At 59.8% G+C, this 15,314-nt stretch carries 16 protein-coding genes; 15 read left to right on the top strand and 1 reads right to left on the bottom strand.

Going from position 1 to position 15,314, the window contains the following annotated elements; all coding sequences use genetic code 11:
- The 5 genes from I6E81_RS13830 to prmC all read left to right on the top strand — a co-directional run bounded on the left by I6E81_RS13830 (position 1) and on the right by prmC (position 5,418).
- Positions 1–138: a hypothetical protein gene (locus I6E81_RS13830; RefSeq protein ID WP_197108954.1), complete on the top strand. Its 138-nt coding sequence runs from the start codon at positions 1–3 to the stop codon at positions 136–138.
- Positions 135–1,073, top strand: coding sequence for a homoserine kinase (thrB, locus tag I6E81_RS13825; RefSeq protein ID WP_197108953.1), 939 nt, complete (start codon positions 135–137; stop codon positions 1,071–1,073). The genes I6E81_RS13830 and thrB overlap by 4 nt, the downstream gene beginning before the upstream one ends.
- 132 nt (positions 1,074–1,205) lie before the next feature.
- On the top strand, positions 1,206–3,455 hold the full coding sequence (gene rho / locus I6E81_RS13820; RefSeq protein ID WP_197108952.1) for a transcription termination factor Rho: 2,250 nt from the start codon (positions 1,206–1,208) through the stop codon (positions 3,453–3,455).
- A gap of 2 nt (positions 3,456–3,457) precedes the next feature.
- Positions 3,458–4,537: a peptide chain release factor 1 gene (prfA, locus tag I6E81_RS13815; RefSeq protein ID WP_197108951.1), complete on the top strand. Its 1,080-nt coding sequence runs from the start codon at positions 3,458–3,460 to the stop codon at positions 4,535–4,537.
- 8 nt (positions 4,538–4,545) lie between these two features.
- Positions 4,546–5,418: a peptide chain release factor N(5)-glutamine methyltransferase gene (gene prmC, locus I6E81_RS13810; protein ID WP_197108950.1), complete on the top strand. Its 873-nt coding sequence runs from the start codon at positions 4,546–4,548 to the stop codon at positions 5,416–5,418.
- A 50-nt stretch (positions 5,419–5,468) separates the two neighbouring features.
- Here prmC and I6E81_RS13805 read toward each other — a convergent pair whose 3' ends face one another.
- Positions 5,469–6,083 (bottom strand): HAD family hydrolase, encoded by a 615-nt coding sequence (locus I6E81_RS13805; RefSeq protein WP_197108949.1) that lies wholly within the window; start codon positions 6,081–6,083, stop codon positions 5,469–5,471.
- A 68-nt stretch (positions 6,084–6,151) separates the two neighbouring features.
- Here I6E81_RS13805 and I6E81_RS13800 point away from each other — a divergent pair, with 68 nt between their 5' ends.
- From I6E81_RS13800 to atpD, 10 genes are all read left to right on the top strand, one after another.
- Positions 6,152–6,808, top strand: coding sequence for an L-threonylcarbamoyladenylate synthase (locus I6E81_RS13800; protein ID WP_197108948.1), 657 nt, complete (start codon positions 6,152–6,154; stop codon positions 6,806–6,808).
- Positions 6,805–8,031 carry an MraY family glycosyltransferase gene (locus I6E81_RS13795; RefSeq protein WP_307784021.1) on the top strand — a complete coding sequence of 409 codons (1,227 nt, stop codon included), beginning with the start codon at positions 6,805–6,807 and terminating at the stop codon, positions 8,029–8,031. The genes I6E81_RS13800 and I6E81_RS13795 overlap by 4 nt, the downstream gene beginning before the upstream one ends.
- A complete protein-coding gene (locus I6E81_RS13790; RefSeq protein ID WP_197108947.1) occupies positions 8,028–8,477 on the top strand; it encodes a hypothetical protein in 450 nt (149 codons plus the stop codon). The genes I6E81_RS13795 and I6E81_RS13790 overlap by 4 nt, the downstream gene beginning before the upstream one ends.
- Positions 8,478–8,596: 119 nt before the next feature.
- Positions 8,597–9,421 (top strand): F0F1 ATP synthase subunit A, encoded by an 825-nt coding sequence (gene atpB, locus I6E81_RS13785; RefSeq protein WP_231601050.1) that lies wholly within the window; start codon positions 8,597–8,599, stop codon positions 9,419–9,421.
- A gap of 49 nt (positions 9,422–9,470) precedes the next feature.
- Complete coding sequence (atpE, locus tag I6E81_RS13780; RefSeq protein WP_197108946.1) at positions 9,471–9,698, top strand: ATP synthase F0 subunit C; 228 nt, start codon at positions 9,471–9,473, stop codon at positions 9,696–9,698.
- 28 nt (positions 9,699–9,726) lie between these two features.
- Positions 9,727–10,290 carry a F0F1 ATP synthase subunit B gene (locus I6E81_RS13775; protein WP_197108945.1) on the top strand — a complete coding sequence of 188 codons (564 nt, stop codon included), beginning with the start codon at positions 9,727–9,729 and terminating at the stop codon, positions 10,288–10,290.
- A complete protein-coding gene (locus tag I6E81_RS13770) occupies positions 10,290–11,084 on the top strand; it encodes a F0F1 ATP synthase subunit delta (RefSeq protein ID WP_197108944.1) in 795 nt (264 codons plus the stop codon). The genes I6E81_RS13775 and I6E81_RS13770 overlap by 1 nt, the downstream gene beginning before the upstream one ends.
- 37 nt (positions 11,085–11,121) lie before the next feature.
- Positions 11,122–12,759 (top strand): F0F1 ATP synthase subunit alpha, encoded by a 1,638-nt coding sequence (atpA, locus tag I6E81_RS13765; protein ID WP_197108943.1) that lies wholly within the window; start codon positions 11,122–11,124, stop codon positions 12,757–12,759.
- A gap of 50 nt (positions 12,760–12,809) precedes the next feature.
- Positions 12,810–13,709, top strand: coding sequence for a F0F1 ATP synthase subunit gamma (locus I6E81_RS13760; RefSeq protein ID WP_197108942.1), 900 nt, complete (start codon positions 12,810–12,812; stop codon positions 13,707–13,709).
- 20 nt (positions 13,710–13,729) lie between these two features.
- Positions 13,730–15,313: a F0F1 ATP synthase subunit beta gene (gene atpD / locus I6E81_RS13755; protein ID WP_231600166.1), complete on the top strand. Its 1,584-nt coding sequence runs from the start codon at positions 13,730–13,732 to the stop codon at positions 15,311–15,313.
- Position 15,314: the final 1 nt, after the last annotated feature.

The following is a 15,314-nucleotide window of genomic DNA, read 5'->3' as shown; positions in this document are numbered from 1 at the left end:
ATGGGCAGTGAATTCAAGAACCAGCAGCGGGAAAGTCTTCTTCACGAGCACGCCGACCGTCTCGGTGTGACAACGGCGGCCCCGAAGGCGCAGCTCAGCGACGTCAGTGCCCGTTTTCTGGGGTTGGCGAAGGCATGACTTCGCTCGTCGGTCGCAGTGTCGTCGTGCGTGTGCCGGCGACTTCGGCCAACCTTGGCCCGGGGTTCGACACGCTTGGGCTTGCGCTGTCGCATTATGACGAGCTGATCGTCACCGCGGTCGAGGGCGCGGGCGTCACGATTGATGTCACGGGTGTTGGCGCCGGAATCGTCGCAACCGATGAGTCAAACCTCGTCATTCAGGCGATCCAGCACTGTTTTACGCACTTCGGGCAGACCATGCCGGCACTGCACGTATCGGCGACCAACGTCATCCCGCACGGTGGGGGACTTGGTTCGTCTGCTGCGGCAATCGTTTCGGGCGTCATGGCGGCCAAGGGGCTGCTTGAGGGCATCGTCGAAATGGATGCCGCAATCCTCCTCGTGCTCGCCACAGAACTTGAGGGGCACCCCGATAACGTCGCGCCTGCCCTTTTGGGTGGCCTCACGATCGCGTGGACCACCGACTCGGGGCCGCAGGCCAAGAAGCTGATGGTGCACCGTGGAGTGTCACCTCTTGTTCTCGTGCCCGACTTCCGGGTCTCGACGGCGCATGCGCGCAGTTTGCAACCGGATGCCGTGCCCTACGCCGACGCTGTCTACAACGTCTCGCGGGCTGCGCTCCTCATTGCGGCACTCACGCAGAGCCCTGAAGTGTTGCTCGAAGCCACCGGCGATCGCCTGCATCAGGACTACCGCGCTGCAGCGATGCCGCAGACCACAGAGCTGATCCGGATGCTGCGCTCGCACGGCCATGCTGCGGTTGTTTCCGGTGCCGGGCCCTCGGTTCTGGTGCTGGCTGATGACCCCGCGAGGCGTCTCGAGGCCGCGGCTCTCGTGCAGGAGCACGCCGCAACGCCGTGGGAAAGCCTCCTCTTAGCCGTGGACTTCAAAGGTGCTACAGTGAATGAGCACCAGGTAGAAGCTTCGGCGTAGTCGTAGCCTCCCGGTCGCACTTCACCCGTCGTATCCCCGAATTTAGATTCCTGCGCATCCGCGCAGACATCGGTGAGCGACTAGCTCTCCACCAAGGAAATCAATCTTGGCTGGGGAAAGGAACCCCAAGTAGTGACTGACGTCAACAACCACGCATCAAGCGTGGATTCCCGTGCCGCGCTGAGCGCGTTGCGACTGCCCGAGCTTCAAGCTATGGCAGCCGAACGCGGCATCACCGGTACTTCCAAACTTCGCAAAGGAGATCTCGTGGACGCAATTAACGAGAAGAACAACAGCAACACCGCATCAACCCCACCCGCAGAGGCTGCAGCAGCTCCGGTCCGCAAGCGCGCTTCGCGCCGTGTCACGAGCACTGACGGTGCCGCCATCGCTGGTACCGAAAGCCCCGCTGGCGCTCCTCAGGTAGACAAGAGCGCTTCATCGTCGAAGGATTCAGCTGCTCAGGCACCTGCCGCCGACAGTGCAGCAGACAAGCCGAAGACGGCTCCTCGCAAGAAGAAGACTGACGCTGCAGTTGCTCCTGAATCGGATGCCGCAGTCAGCACCACCGCATCCACCAGCGCAGCAGCATCCACCGATGCTCCCGCAGCCGATGCAGCTCCTAAGCGCAACCGTCGCAGCTCCAGCCGTAGCGCTGCAGCAGCGGACGCTTCGAGCGACGACAGCGCAGCTTCGGCCGACGCAACGTCGACCGACAACGACACCAAGGCTGCCAAGGGCGGCAACAAGAACGACAACCGTAAGAGCGACAACAAGGGTGACAAGGGCAGCAACAACGCCGACAACTCTGACAAGAACTCCGACGACAAGAACAGCAACGCTGATAAGAACAGCAACGCTGACAAGAACAGCAACGCAGACAAGAACAACGGTTCTGACAGCAACGACGACAACGACTCCGACAATGAGTCGGGTTCGGGCCGTAACCGCAACCGCAACCGCAGCCGCAATGGCAGCAGCCAAAACGGTGAAGGTTCGGGCCGTCAGAACAGCAACCGCCGCCAGAACAACAATGGCGATGGCAACAACGCTGAGGGCAACAACGGCGGAAACCGCAATGGCAACAACGGCGGAAACAGCCGCAACAACGATGACTCGCGCGGCGGTGACGTTGACTCCGAGCGCGGTGGACGCGGTCGTTACCGTGACCGCAAGCGTGGCCGTGGAAACATGGGCGACGACTTCGAGCCCGAGATCACCGACGATGACGTACTGATTCCGGTTGCCGGCATCCTCGACGTTCTCGACAACTACGCTTTCGTGCGCACCACTGGTTACCTTCCCGGTAACAGTGACGTGTACGTGTCGCTTGGCCAGGTCAAGAAGTACAACCTCCGCAAGGGTGACGCCGTTGTTGGCGCTATTCGCCAGCCGCGTGAGGGCGACAACAGCCAGGGCCGCCAGAAGTACAACGCGATCGTGCGCATCGACTCGATCAACGGTCTTCCCGTTGAAGAGGCGGCGAACCGTGTTGAATTCGGCAAGCTCACCCCGCTCTACCCGCAGGAGCGTCTGCGTCTCGAGACTGAGCCGTCGATGCTGTCGACGCGCATGATCGACCTTGCTGCTCCGATCGGCAAGGGCCAGCGCGGACTGATCGTCTCGCCGCCTAAGGCAGGCAAGACGCAGATTCTTCAGGCCATCGCAAACGCGATCTCCAAGAACAACCCCGAGGTTCACCTCATGGTCGTTCTCGTTGACGAGCGCCCAGAAGAAGTTACGGACATGCAGCGCACTGTCAAGGGCGAAGTTATTGCTTCGACCTTCGACCGTCCCGCTGAAGACCACACCACGGTTGCCGAATTGGCTATTGAGCGCGCTAAGCGTCTCGTCGAGCTCGGTCATGACGTAGTCGTACTGCTCGACTCGATCACGCGCCTCGGTCGTGCCTACAACCTGACTGCACCGGCCTCAGGCCGCGTTCTTTCCGGTGGCGTCGACTCCGCAGCGCTGTACCCGCCGAAGCGTTTCTTCGGCGCGGCTCGCAACGTTGAAGAGGGCGGCTCGCTCACCATCATCGCTACCGCGCTCGTCGAGACCGGTTCGAAGATGGACGAGGTTATCTTCGAAGAGTTCAAGGGCACCGGCAACATGGAACTGCGTCTGTCGCGCCAGCTGGCTGACAAGCGCATCTTCCCCGCGGTCGACTTCAATGCATCCGGAACACGTCGCGAAGAGATGCTTCTCGGTGCCGACGAAGTCAAGGTCACTTGGAACTTGCGTCGCGCCCTTGCTGGTCTCGACCAGCAGGCTGCGCTCGAGATCGTGTTGAATAAGCTGAAGGAGACGCAGTCGAACGTTGAGTTCCTCATGCAGATCCAGAAGTCACTTCCTTCCACTAACGGCACAAAAGAGGACTAACTATGTTCGAGTCAGTACAGTCGCTGCTGACCGAGCATGGGGAGCTCGAAGGTCAGCTAGCTGACCCCGAGCTCCACTCAGACCCGGTCCGCTCGAAGAAAGTCAACCGACGTTACGCCGAGTTGTCGCGCATTGTTGCGGCGTACCATAACTGGCGTCAGTTGACGGATGACCTTGCGGCAGCCACCGAAATGGCTGACGAAGATGAGTCGTTCGCTGCAGAGATCCCCGGGCTCACCGAGACTCTCGAGGCTGCTCAAGAGAAGCTTCGTCGCATTCTGATTCCGCGTGACCCCAACGATTCCCGTGACGTGATCATGGAAATCAAGATGGGGGAGGGCGGCGCCGAATCGGCGCTCTTCGCTGGCGACCTGCTGCGCATGTACTTGCACTATGCAGAGTCAAAGAAGTGGAAGACAGAGATCATCGAGCAGACCTCGAGCGACCTCGGCGGCATCAAAGATGTTCAGTTGGCTGTCAAGGGCAACTCGAGCGATCCCGCTGAGGGAGTCTGGGCGCACTTGAAGTACGAGGGGGGAGTGCACCGCGTTCAGCGTGTGCCCGCCACCGAGTCTCAAGGCCGCATCCACACCTCCGCTGCTGGTGTGCTCGTGTTCCCTGAGGTTGACGAGCCTGAAGAGGTGGAGATCAGCCAGAACGATCTCAAGATCGATGTTTACCGTTCCTCGGGTCCCGGTGGCCAGTCGGTGAACACCACTGACTCCGCTGTTCGTATTACTCACCTTCCGACCGGTATCGTCGTGGCTATGCAGAACGAGAAATCGCAACTGCAAAACCGCGAAGCCGGTATGCGAGTGCTGCGCGCGCGCATCTTGGCTCGATACCAAGAAGAAGCGGATGCCGAGGCGAGCGAGTACCGCAAGAGCCAGATCCGCACGATGGATCGTTCCGAGCGCATTCGCACGTATAACTTCCCTGAGAACCGGATTGCGGATCACCGCACCGGATATAAGGCCTACAACCTTGATCAGGCGATCAACGGCGCGCTCGAGCCTGTCATCCAGTCGTGCATCATGGCTGATGAAGAGGCACGATTGGCCGCTGTAGGAAACGACTCCTGAGCGAGGCAGTGACTGCCGAGCACAACATCAGTGTCGCTGACCTTGTAGGCAGCGGCACTGAGTCGTTGAGTGCTGCGGGAGTTCCTTCTCCTGGCGTTGATGCTGAGCTGCTGGTCGCGCATGTGCTCGAGTTGAGCCGTGGCGAGTTGCGGGTTCGCCTGGTCACCGGTGCGCTGGTGTCGGCTGCGGCAGAAGCTACCGTTCGCGAACTCTTTGTCCGCCGTGCTGCCCGCGAGCCGTTGCAGCACATCACGGGCATCGCGCCCTTCCGCAATCTCGAATTGCGCGTTGGTCCCGGCGTCTTTGTGCCGCGGCCCGAAACGGAAACTGTCGTGCAGTTCGCGATCGATGCCCTCAACGCGAGCGCAACTCCCGAGCCGATCGGTGTCGATCTCGGCACCGGCAGCGGCGCGATTGCGCTCTCGATGGCCACCGAGGTGCCGCGCGCTCGTATTTATGCGGTCGAGCTGTCACCGGACGCGATGCCGTACACAAGCGAGAACTTTCGTCGCTATGGCGCCGATAACGCGACACTCATCAACGCCGACTTGGGGGACGCGTTCCCTGAACTCGACGGCACCGTTGACGTGGTCATTTCGAACCCGCCTTACATTCCCGCGGCCGCAATCCCGCGCGATATCGAAGTGCAACTTCACGACCCTGCTCTGGCGCTCTACGGCGGAGAAGACGGCATGGATGTCGTACGCCGCGTCTCAACGACGGCTCGCCGTCTGTTGCACCAGGGCGGCACTCTCGTGCTCGAGCACGGCGAAGAGCAAGCTCCGGCATTGGCCGCGCTGCTCACGGCGGACGGCTGGAACGCCGTAGCTCACCACAAAGACCTCCTCGGCCGCGACCGCGCCACTACAGCGCTGCTGTAACGACGGGGTTTCGCCGGGTCTAGTGCCCGCAGCGCGAGTGCAAAGGCGCTCTAGGCCCGAGCGGCCGCAAACTCTTCAATCGCCTGGTGCAGTTCTGCTCCGCTGCGAAAATGGTGGCCGGTGATGCCGAGAGATTCGGCGCCCGCAATATTCTCGGCCATGTCGTCAGCGAAGAACGCGTTGTGGGCATCCACGCCATAGGCCTTCAGGGTTCGCTCGAACACGACCGGATCCGGCTTGCGAGCACCGTAGAAGCTCGACGTGCGCAAGTGGGTGCCGAAAATATCCACGAGCTCGGGGGCGACCACGGGCAGGTTGTCTCCGAGCAGTGACCCGTTGTTGGTGAGCAGGGTCGCCTGACCCAGTTCTGACGCGCGTCGGGCGGCCGCGAGCGAATCAGGCCAGGCCGTCATCGCAGTGGACCGAATCTCTAGCCAGCGCTCGACATCCACGCTCCGGCCGATCGCTTCTTCAAAGGCCGCGAGGTATTCTTCGCCGGTCGGATACAGGCCTGCTTCGGCACCAAATTCGCCATCGTCGTGCCACCAGAGGCGTCGCAATTCGAGAAAACTGCGGCCGGTCAGTTCGCTGAGAGCAGCCATTCGTGCACGCCAGTCGTACTCATAGAGCACGTCATCCATGTCAAAGATGAAAAGCAGCGTCATTGTTGGCCATCGCTATCTGTTAGTCGTGATCAGTCTTTCACTGTTTCGCCCGGTACCATGTTGGGGACATGGATGACCTTTTTGATTGTGCCGACGAAGCACAGCTCCTGACCGGCATGCGACTCGCTCGCGTGGCTATTGGCCGCGGCGATCTCGTCGTGATCCCCACTGACACTGTTTACGGGGTGGCTGCTGATGCATTCCAGCCCGAGGCGGTGCAGAAGCTGATTGATGCCAAGGGGCGCACGAGGCAGTCGCCTCCACCGGTGCTGATCCCGGGCATCCCGACCCTTGATGCGCTTGCCGCTCAGGTTCCTGACGAAGTGCGCACTCTGGTAGCCGAGTTTTGGCCCGGTGGCCTCACGATCATTCTTCCGGCGCAGCCTTCGCTGATCTGGGATCTGGGCGAGACCCAGGGCACGGTTGCTTTGCGCATGCCATCCAGCCGGATTGCTCTCGAACTGCTGTCGGAGACGGGCCCGCTTGCGGTCTCGAGCGCCAACAGCACGGGTCTGCCGGCGGCACGCTCGGCGGCGGCGGCAAAAGAGATGCTGGGGGAGTCGGTTTCGGTGTACCTCGACGATGGCGAGGGTGGCGAACTCGCTTCGACGATTGTGGATGCCACGGGTTTGCTTGTCGACGGCGGCAAGCTGCGCATCGTGCGTGAAGGCGTCATTTCGGCCGACGCCATACGCGAGCTGATCGGGGCCGATCGGTGCGAATAGTTTTTTACTTCCTCATTGCGGGTATCGCCGCAATGGTCACCTACGGCCTCGCGCTGTTGGTGCTCAAGCTGAGCCTCAAGTACAAGTTGTATCCGCAGGTTCGCCAGCGTGACGTCCACACGACGCCCACACCGCGCTTGGGCGGAGTTGCGATGTTCATTGGCATCGTTGTGGCATTTGCTGTTGCGTCCTCGCTGGGCAATTTCTCGCTGATCTTCAACGAGCCGGGCAAGGTTTTCGGTCTCCTCGGCGCAGCGCTCATCATCGTCGTTATTGGTGTCGCCGATGATGTGTGGGACCTTGACTGGTTGACCAAACTGGCCGGGCAGATCATCGCGGCCGGTGTTCTCGCGTGGCAGGGAGTCCAGCTCTCGACGCTGCCGATCGGTGGGCAAACCATCGTCTCGCCCTATGTGTCGTTGATCCTCACCATCTTCGCCGTCGTGCTCGTGATGAACGCCGTCAACTTCATTGATGGTCTTGATGGTCTCGTCGCCGGGGTGGCGGTCATCGCCAACAGCGTCTTCTTCATCTACGCGTACCTCTTGCAGGGCCAAGCGCAGACGGAATACTTCAACTTGGCGTCCCTCACAACCGCGATCTTGATCGGTGCGTGCGTCGGGTTCCTGCCCATCAACTTCCATCCCGCGAAGATGTTCATGGGCGATGCTGGGGCGCTGCTGGTTGGCCTTCTCATGGCGGCATCCGCCATTTCGGTCACCGGTCAAGTGGATGCTGGCTATCTGGCTCAGCCAGACAAGTTCACCCTTGATTTCTTGCCGGCCTTCATCCCCATCCTGTTGCCCATCGCAGTGCTCATCATCCCGTTGCTTGACTTCGGGATGGCGGTCACCCGTCGTCTTCGCGCTGGCAAGTCTCCCTTCACGGCGGACCGCAAACATCTGCACCACCGTCTGCTGGACATGGGCCACTCCCACCTGCACGCTGTTCTCATCCTCTACAGCTGGACGTTTGTGGCCTCGGTCGGCGTTCTCGCCTTCACGTTCGTGCCGTGGCGGTGGGCGGCGCTCATGTTCGTCGTCGGCCTCGCTGGCTGTGCGGCTCTCACGCTGGCGCCTCTCAGCCGACGCAAGTCGCGTGAGGCTGCTGCCCAGCGCCTCGCGGCCGAGCAAGAATCTCTCGACGATGCACGATATGACGGTCTGGATGCCGCCTCCAACGACAGCTCGACCCAGCACAAGACAAAGGAACCCACCGAATGAAGTCCTCCGCAATTCTCGGCCGCGCGATCGCCTACGGGGCAATCTTGACCGTCAGCATCGCTGTGGTCGGCTCCATCGTGGGGTACCTCGTCGCAGACACCTCCGGGTTGATCAGTGCTTTGATCGGCGCTGGGCTCACCGCCCTCTTTATGGCGCTTACTGCCGGCAGCATTGTGATCGCGTCGCGGGCAACCGGGGGCGATTCATCGAGCACCATTTTCTTCGCCATCGTTCTGGGCGCGTGGCTGATCAAGTTTGTCCTGTTCATCGCCATCTTGGTTGTGCTGCGCGGCCAGCCGTTCTTGGAGCCTGTCGTATTCTTCTTCTCGATCCTCGCGGCGGTGCTCGGTAGCCTCATCGTCGACGTGCTGGCGTTCGTTCGGGCGCGCGAAAGTTACGTGCCCGGAGTGCAGTTGCCAGGTGAAGATACCTCGACGTCAAACTAATCTGGCGGATTCGCCCGCAGATTCGTCGTGAGCGTAATTCTCTTGATAGAGTTAGTTCCTGTTACAACCCCCCAATTTTCATCGCCGCGTAGTTACACGCCCCGATTCTGGAGACAGCGCTGTTATATAACGCTCTCGCGCTCTTAGCGCCCTTTGCCACCGATGACGGATCAGGCGATGGGGGCTTTCATGGCCCGTCGCTCATTGAATTTGTCCCGCCCGGGTTTCTATTCGTAGACACCCCCTTCGAAATCAACAGACTCATGTTGGTCCGCTTCATCGCGGTCGCCGTGCTGATTCTGTTGTTCTGGGTCGGCACCCGTCGCATGCGGATGATTCCGGGTCGCGGCCAAAGCATCCTCGAGATGGCTGTTGGTTTCGTTCAGTCCAACATCGCGGATGGCGCGCTGGGCAAGGAAGACGGCAAGCGGTTCATGCCGTTGCTCGCCACGATGTTCTTCATGGTGCTAGCGATGAACCTCACGGGTATTGTCCCTGGGCTCAATGTCGCCGGTACAGCCGTAATCGGTGTCCCACTCGTTCTCGCTCTTGTTGCCTACGTCGTTTTCATCTACGCCGGTATCAAGAAGCAGGGCATCACCTTCTTCAAGGCGTCGCTCTTTCCCGCCGGTGTGCCGTGGCCGCTCTACTTCATCGTTACTCCGATTGAGTTCGTTTCTACGTTCATCCTTCGTCCGGTAACTCTCGCACTGCGACTCCTGATGAACATGATCGCGGGTCACATGCTTCTCGTGCTGTGCTTCTCGGCAACGCACTTCTTCTTGTTCACTGCTGGTGGCCTCTTCGGTCTCTTCAGCATTGGAACCCTCGCCTTTGGCTTCATCTTCACAATCTTCGAACTCCTTGTTGCGGTACTTCAGGCTTATGTCTTCACATTCCTGACCGCCGTATACATCCAGCTCGCGCTGGTCGAAGAGCACTAGACCGATCCCGGCACTCGCCTGGATTAGAAAACCACGGAAGGAAACACAAATGAACGTCGCAGAGCTGACTGGAAACATTGCACCCCTCGCATTCGGTGTTGCAACCATCGGACCCGCAATCGGTGTAGGCATCGTTGTGGGCAAGACCGTTGAGTCCGTTGCACGCCAACCAGAACTTCAGGGTCGCCTCACGGGCCTCATGTTCCTCGGTATTGCATTCACCGAGGCGCTCGCGTTCATCGCGATCGCAGTTGCATTCATCCCGTTCCCCGGCTAATTACTAACAACTGATTGAGGAGGCTGGGATGCTTAGCGCACTACTGGCTGCTGCAGAAGAAACTGAGGGTGATGTAATCAACCCGCTTCTTCCTGCGGACTACGACATTATTTGGTCAGCGGTTTGTTTCGCTATCATCTTGTTCTTCTTCTGGAAGAAGTTCCTTCCTGCACTGACGAAGACGCTTGATGCTCGCGCTGATGCCATCGAAGGTGGCATCAAGAAGGCTGAGATCGCTCAGGCTGAAGCCGCTGAAGCTCTTGAGCAGTACAAGACGCAACTCGCCGAGGGGCGTGCCGAGGCCGCGAAGATTCGCGAACAGGCACGACTTGAGGGCACCGAGATCGTCAACGAGCTCAAAGAGCAGGCAACGGTTGAGGCTGCTCGCATCACTGCGAACGCCCAAGCCACGATCGAAGCAGAGCGCCAAGCAGCTCTCGTCTCGCTCCGCAGCGAAGTTGGCTCAATGGCCATCGACCTCGCATCGGGCGTTATCGGGCAGAGCTTGACGGACGACAAGAAGTCCTCCGCACTCGTCGACCAGTTCCTGGCTGACCTTGAGGCTTCAGAGAAGGCGAAGGCGAAGAAGTAATGGGATCAGCTACGAGAGAAGCGCTTGTAGCAGCGAAGGATGCTCTGTCATCCGTCACTGTCAAGAACTCTCTGGCCACTGGCGCAGAGCTGTTTGAAGCAGGGCGTGTCGTGGGCGATTCCGCTCAACTGCGCTCCGCTTTGGCCGATCCTGCCGCCGCTGCGAAAGACAAGGCCGCCATTGTCGGTTCGGTTTTCTCGTCGCTGAGCGCGTCAGCGCGCACCGTACTTTCAGCCATCGTGAGTGTTCGTTGGTCGGATGCCGATGACCTGCTCGCAGGAATTGAAGAGATCGGCATTCGCGCAATTGCGAAGTCCGCTCCGGCGAAGCTCTCCATTGATGACGAACTGTTCGCCTTCGGCGACACCGTGTCATCTGATGCTGAGCTAGAACTCGCTGTCGGAAGCAAACTTGGTTCCGCTGCATCGAAGTCGTCATTGGTTCGCGAACTGCTCGCAGGCAAAGCCTCCGATCAGTCAATCGCCATCATCGACCAGCTCGTGCAGCAGCCGCGTGGCCGCCGTATCGGTGAACTCGTCGCAACGGCCGCCGACATCGTGGCCGACCAAGCGGGCGAGTCAGTCGCAACAATTACGACTGCCGCCCCGTTGAAGGCCGCACAGCTCGAACGTCTGCGCGCCGGCCTCACCAAGAACTACGGACGCGAGCTCAAACTCAACGTTCGTATCGACCCCTCGCTCATCGGTGGGGTACGCGTTCAGATCGGTGACGAAGTCATCGACGGCAGCGTTTCCACCAAGCTCAATGACCTCAGGATCCAACTCGCGGGCTAGCGAGTTAGCAGACCTTTCCACGGAATAGGAAAACACAATGGCAGAACTCAGCATTAGTCCGGACGACATCCGCGACGCGCTCAAGGACTTCGTCAAGGCTTACGAGCCTGGCAAGGCTGCGACGACCGAGACGGGCACCGTCGTAGACGCTGCCGACGGTATCGCACACGTTGACGGCCTCCCCGGCGTCATGGCCAACGAACTCATTCGCTTCGCCGATGGCACCCTGGGCCTCGCTCAGAACCTCGACGAAGACGAGATCGGTGTCGTCATCCTCGGTGAGTTCACCGGCATCGTCGAAGGCATGGAAGTTACTCGCACCGGCGAAGTACTTTCCGCTCCCGTCGGCGACGCGTTCCTCGGTCGTGTGGTTGACCCCCTGGGCGCCCCGATCGATGGTCTCGGCGAGATCAAGGCTGAGGGCCGTCGTGCACTCGAGCTTCAGGCTCCCGGCGTCATGGACCGCAAGAGCGTCCACGAGCCCATGCAGACCGGAATCAAGGCAATCGACGCCATGATCCCGATCGGCCGTGGCCAGCGCCAGCTCATCATTGGTGACCGCCAGACCGGTAAGACGGCCATCGCGATCGACACCATCATCAACCAGAAGCAAAACTGGGAGTCCGGCGACGAGAACAAGCAGGTTCGCTGCATCTACGTTGCTATCGGTCAAAAGGGTTCGACGATTGCTGCCGTCAAGGGCGCACTCGAAGAAGCCGGCGCCATGGAGTACACCACCATCGTGGCCGCTCCCGCATCCGACCCCGCAGGATTCAAGTACCTCGCTCCTTACACCGGTTCGGCCATCGGCCAGCACTGGATGTACGGCGGCAAGCACGTACTGATCATCTTCGATGACCTCTCCAAGCAGGCTGAGGCTTACCGTGCAGTATCGCTGCTCCTGCGTCGTCCGCCAGGGCGTGAGGCTTACCCCGGTGACGTGTTCTACCTGCACTCCCGTCTGCTCGAGCGTTGTGCCAAGCTCTCTGACGAGCTCGGTGCCGGATCGATGACGGGTCTGCCCATCATCGAGACCAAGGCAAACGACGTCGCGGCCTACATCCCGACCAACGTGATCTCGATCACCGACGGCCAGATCTTCCTCCAGTCCGACCTGTTCAACGCCAACCAGCGTCCAGCAGTCGACGTAGGAATCTCGGTTTCGCGTGTGGGTGGAGACGCTCAGGTCAAGTCGATCAAGAAGGTTTCGGGAACGCTGAAGCTCGAGCTCGCTCAGTACCGCTCGCTCGAAGCATTCGCGATGTTCGCATCCGACCTCGACCCCACCAGCCGTCGCCAGCTCGCTCGAGGCGCTCGCCTCACCGAGCTGCTTCGCCAACCGCAGTACTCGCCGTTCCCCGTCGAGAAGCAGGTTGTATCGATCTGGGCCGGCACCAACGGCAAGCTCGATGAGGTTCCTGTCGAAGACATCCTGCGTTTTGAGAGCGAGCTGCACGATTACCTCGCCCGCAACACCAAGGTTCTCGACACCCTTCGCGAGAAGAACGCACTCGATGACCAGCTGATCGCTGACATGGATGCCGGAGTTGAAGCCTTCAAGCTTGGCTTCCAGACGGGTGAGGGCAAGTCCCTCAACTCCGTTGGTTCTGAGCAGTTCGAAGAGATCGCTGAAGAAGACATCGCTCAAGAGAAGATCGTCAAGCAGAAGCGCTGAGCTTCGCACCAGTGATCATCGACCAACACGACATAGAAAGTTAGAAAGCCATGGGAGCGCAACTTCGGGTCTACCGGCAGAAAATTAGTTCTGCCAAGACGACCAAGAAGATCACACGCGCGATGGAGCTGATCTCCGCGTCGCGCATTCAAAAGGCGAAGCAGAGAGTAGCTGCATCGGGTCCGTACTCACGTGCGGTCACGCGTGCCGTCTCGGCGGTGGCGACTTTCTCGAACGTCGATCACGTGCTGACAACTGAGCCCGAGACGATTGACCGCGCTGCGGTTGTTATCTTCTCGAGTGACCGCGGACTTGCGGGAGCGTTCAACACGAACGTTCTCCGCGAAGCTGGCGAACTCGCAGCTCGACTCGAAGCCGAAGGCAAAGAGGTCGTTTACTACCTGGTTGGACGTAAGTCCGCCGCGTACTTTGCTTTCCGCAAGCGCGATGCAGAGCAGATTTGGACTGGCGGCACGGACTCACCAGAGTTCGAGGTCGCCAAAGAAATCGGTGACGCCGTCGTCAGCAAATTCTTGCAGCCGGCAAGCGAAGGTGGAGTGGACGAAATCCACATCGTGTACAACCGCCTAGTGAGCATGCTTCTGCAGGTTCCTGAGGTTGTTCGTCTTCTCCCACTGGAGATCGTTGAAGGTGTTGAAGCACCCGAAGAGTCGGAGATCCTTCCGCTCTATGAGTTCGAACCAGAGGTAGACAAGGTGCTCGACGCCTTGCTTCCTGTGTATATCGAGAGCCGTATCTTCAACGCCATGCTCCAGTCTGCCGCTGCAAAGCATGCAGCAACGCAGAAGGCAATGAAGTCTGCAAGCGACAACGCAGACAAGCTCATCAACGACTACACGCGCTTGGCCAACAACGCGCGTCAGTCGGAGATCACCCAGCAGATTTCCGAGATCGTGGGCGGCGCGGACGCCCTCAGCTCGGCTAAGTAAGAACCATAGATAGGGAAGCCATGACTGAAAAAGCCCCGGCCAAGAAGGCCCCCGCTGCAAAGGCAGCAACCACAAAAGCAGCAGCGACGAAGGCGGCAGCCGTAAAGGCCCCCGCCAAGAAGACGCCTGCAAAGAAGGCAGCTGCCAAGACGGTTCCTGCTGCGAATGTTGCCGGTATCGGTCGCATCTCGCGCGTAATCGGCCCAGTTGTAGACGTCGAGTTCCCGCATGATTCGATCCCCGGAATCTACAACGCGCTCAAGACCAACGTCACCATCGGTGGCGAGACAACCGAGATCACTCTCGAAGTAGCTCAGCACCTCGGTGACGACGTAGTTCGCGCCATCGCGCTCAAGCCCACTGACGGACTTGTCCGTGGCCAAGAGGTTCGCGACTCCGGCGAGCAGATCACTGTTCCTGTTGGTGATGTCACCAAGGGCAAGGTCTTCAACGTCACGGGTGACATCCTCAACGCAGATGAAGACGGCAAGGTCAACGGCGAGACCGTTGAGATTACCGAGCGCTGGCCCATCCACCGCAAGCCCCCGGCATTCGACCAGCTTGAGTCGAAGACGGAACTCTTCGAGACCGGTATCAAGGTCATCGACCTTCTCACGCCCTACGTGCTCGGTGGAAAGATTGGTCTCTTCGGTGGTGCCGGTGTCGGTAAGACCGTTCTGATCCAGGAAATGATCCAGCGCGTTGCTTCCGACCACGGTGGTGTTTCGGTGTTCGCCGGTGTTGGTGAGCGTACCCGTGAAGGTAACGACCTCATCGTCGAGATGGAAGAAGCGGGAGTCTTCGACAAGACTGCTCTAGTCTTCGGCCAGATGGACGAGCCGCCAGGAACGCGTCTTCGCGTTGCGCTCTCGGCTCTCACTATGGCTGAGTACTTCCGTGACGTTCAGAAGCAAGACGTGTTGCTCTTCATCGACAACATCTTCCGCTTCACGCAGGCCGGTGGTGAAGTTTCGACGCTTCTCGGCCGCATGCCTTCTGCCGTTGGTTACCAGCCGAACCTCGCCGACGAGATGGGTATCCTTCAGGAGCGCATCACCTCGACGCGTGGTCACTCGATTACGTCGCTGCAGGCAATTTACGTGCCTGCCGATGACTACACCGACCCGGCTCCGGCAACCACCTTCGCCCACCTCGACGCCACGACTGAGCTCAGCCGTGAAATCGCATCGAAGGGTCTGTACCCCGCCGTTGACCCGCTCACCTCGACGAGTCGTATCCTCGACCCCCGTTACCTAGGTGCCGACCACTACCGTGTCGCGACCAACGTGAAGCAGATTCTGCAGAAGAACAAGGAACTCCAGGAGATCATCGCGATCCTCGGTGTTGACGAGCTCTCTGAAGAAGACAAGATCACCGTATCGCGCGCACGTCGCATCCAGCAGTTCCTCTCGCAGAACACCTACATGGCGAAGAAGTTCACCGGTGTTGAGGGATCGACTGTTCCGCTCAAGGAGACCATCGAGTCGTTCGACGCGATCGTCAAGGGCGAGTTCGACCACGTTGCTGAGCAGGCGTTCTTCAACGTCGGTGGCATCAACGATGTCGAAGAGCAGTGGGCCAAGATTCAGAAAGAGAACTCCTAAC

The organism is Salinibacterium sp. NG22 (assembly GCF_015864925.1).
Lineage (GTDB): Bacteria > Actinomycetota > Actinomycetes > Actinomycetales > Microbacteriaceae > Rhodoglobus.
The sequence above is the reverse complement of the archived record's forward strand: the minus strand, read 5'-3'. Positions and strand labels throughout refer to the sequence as shown.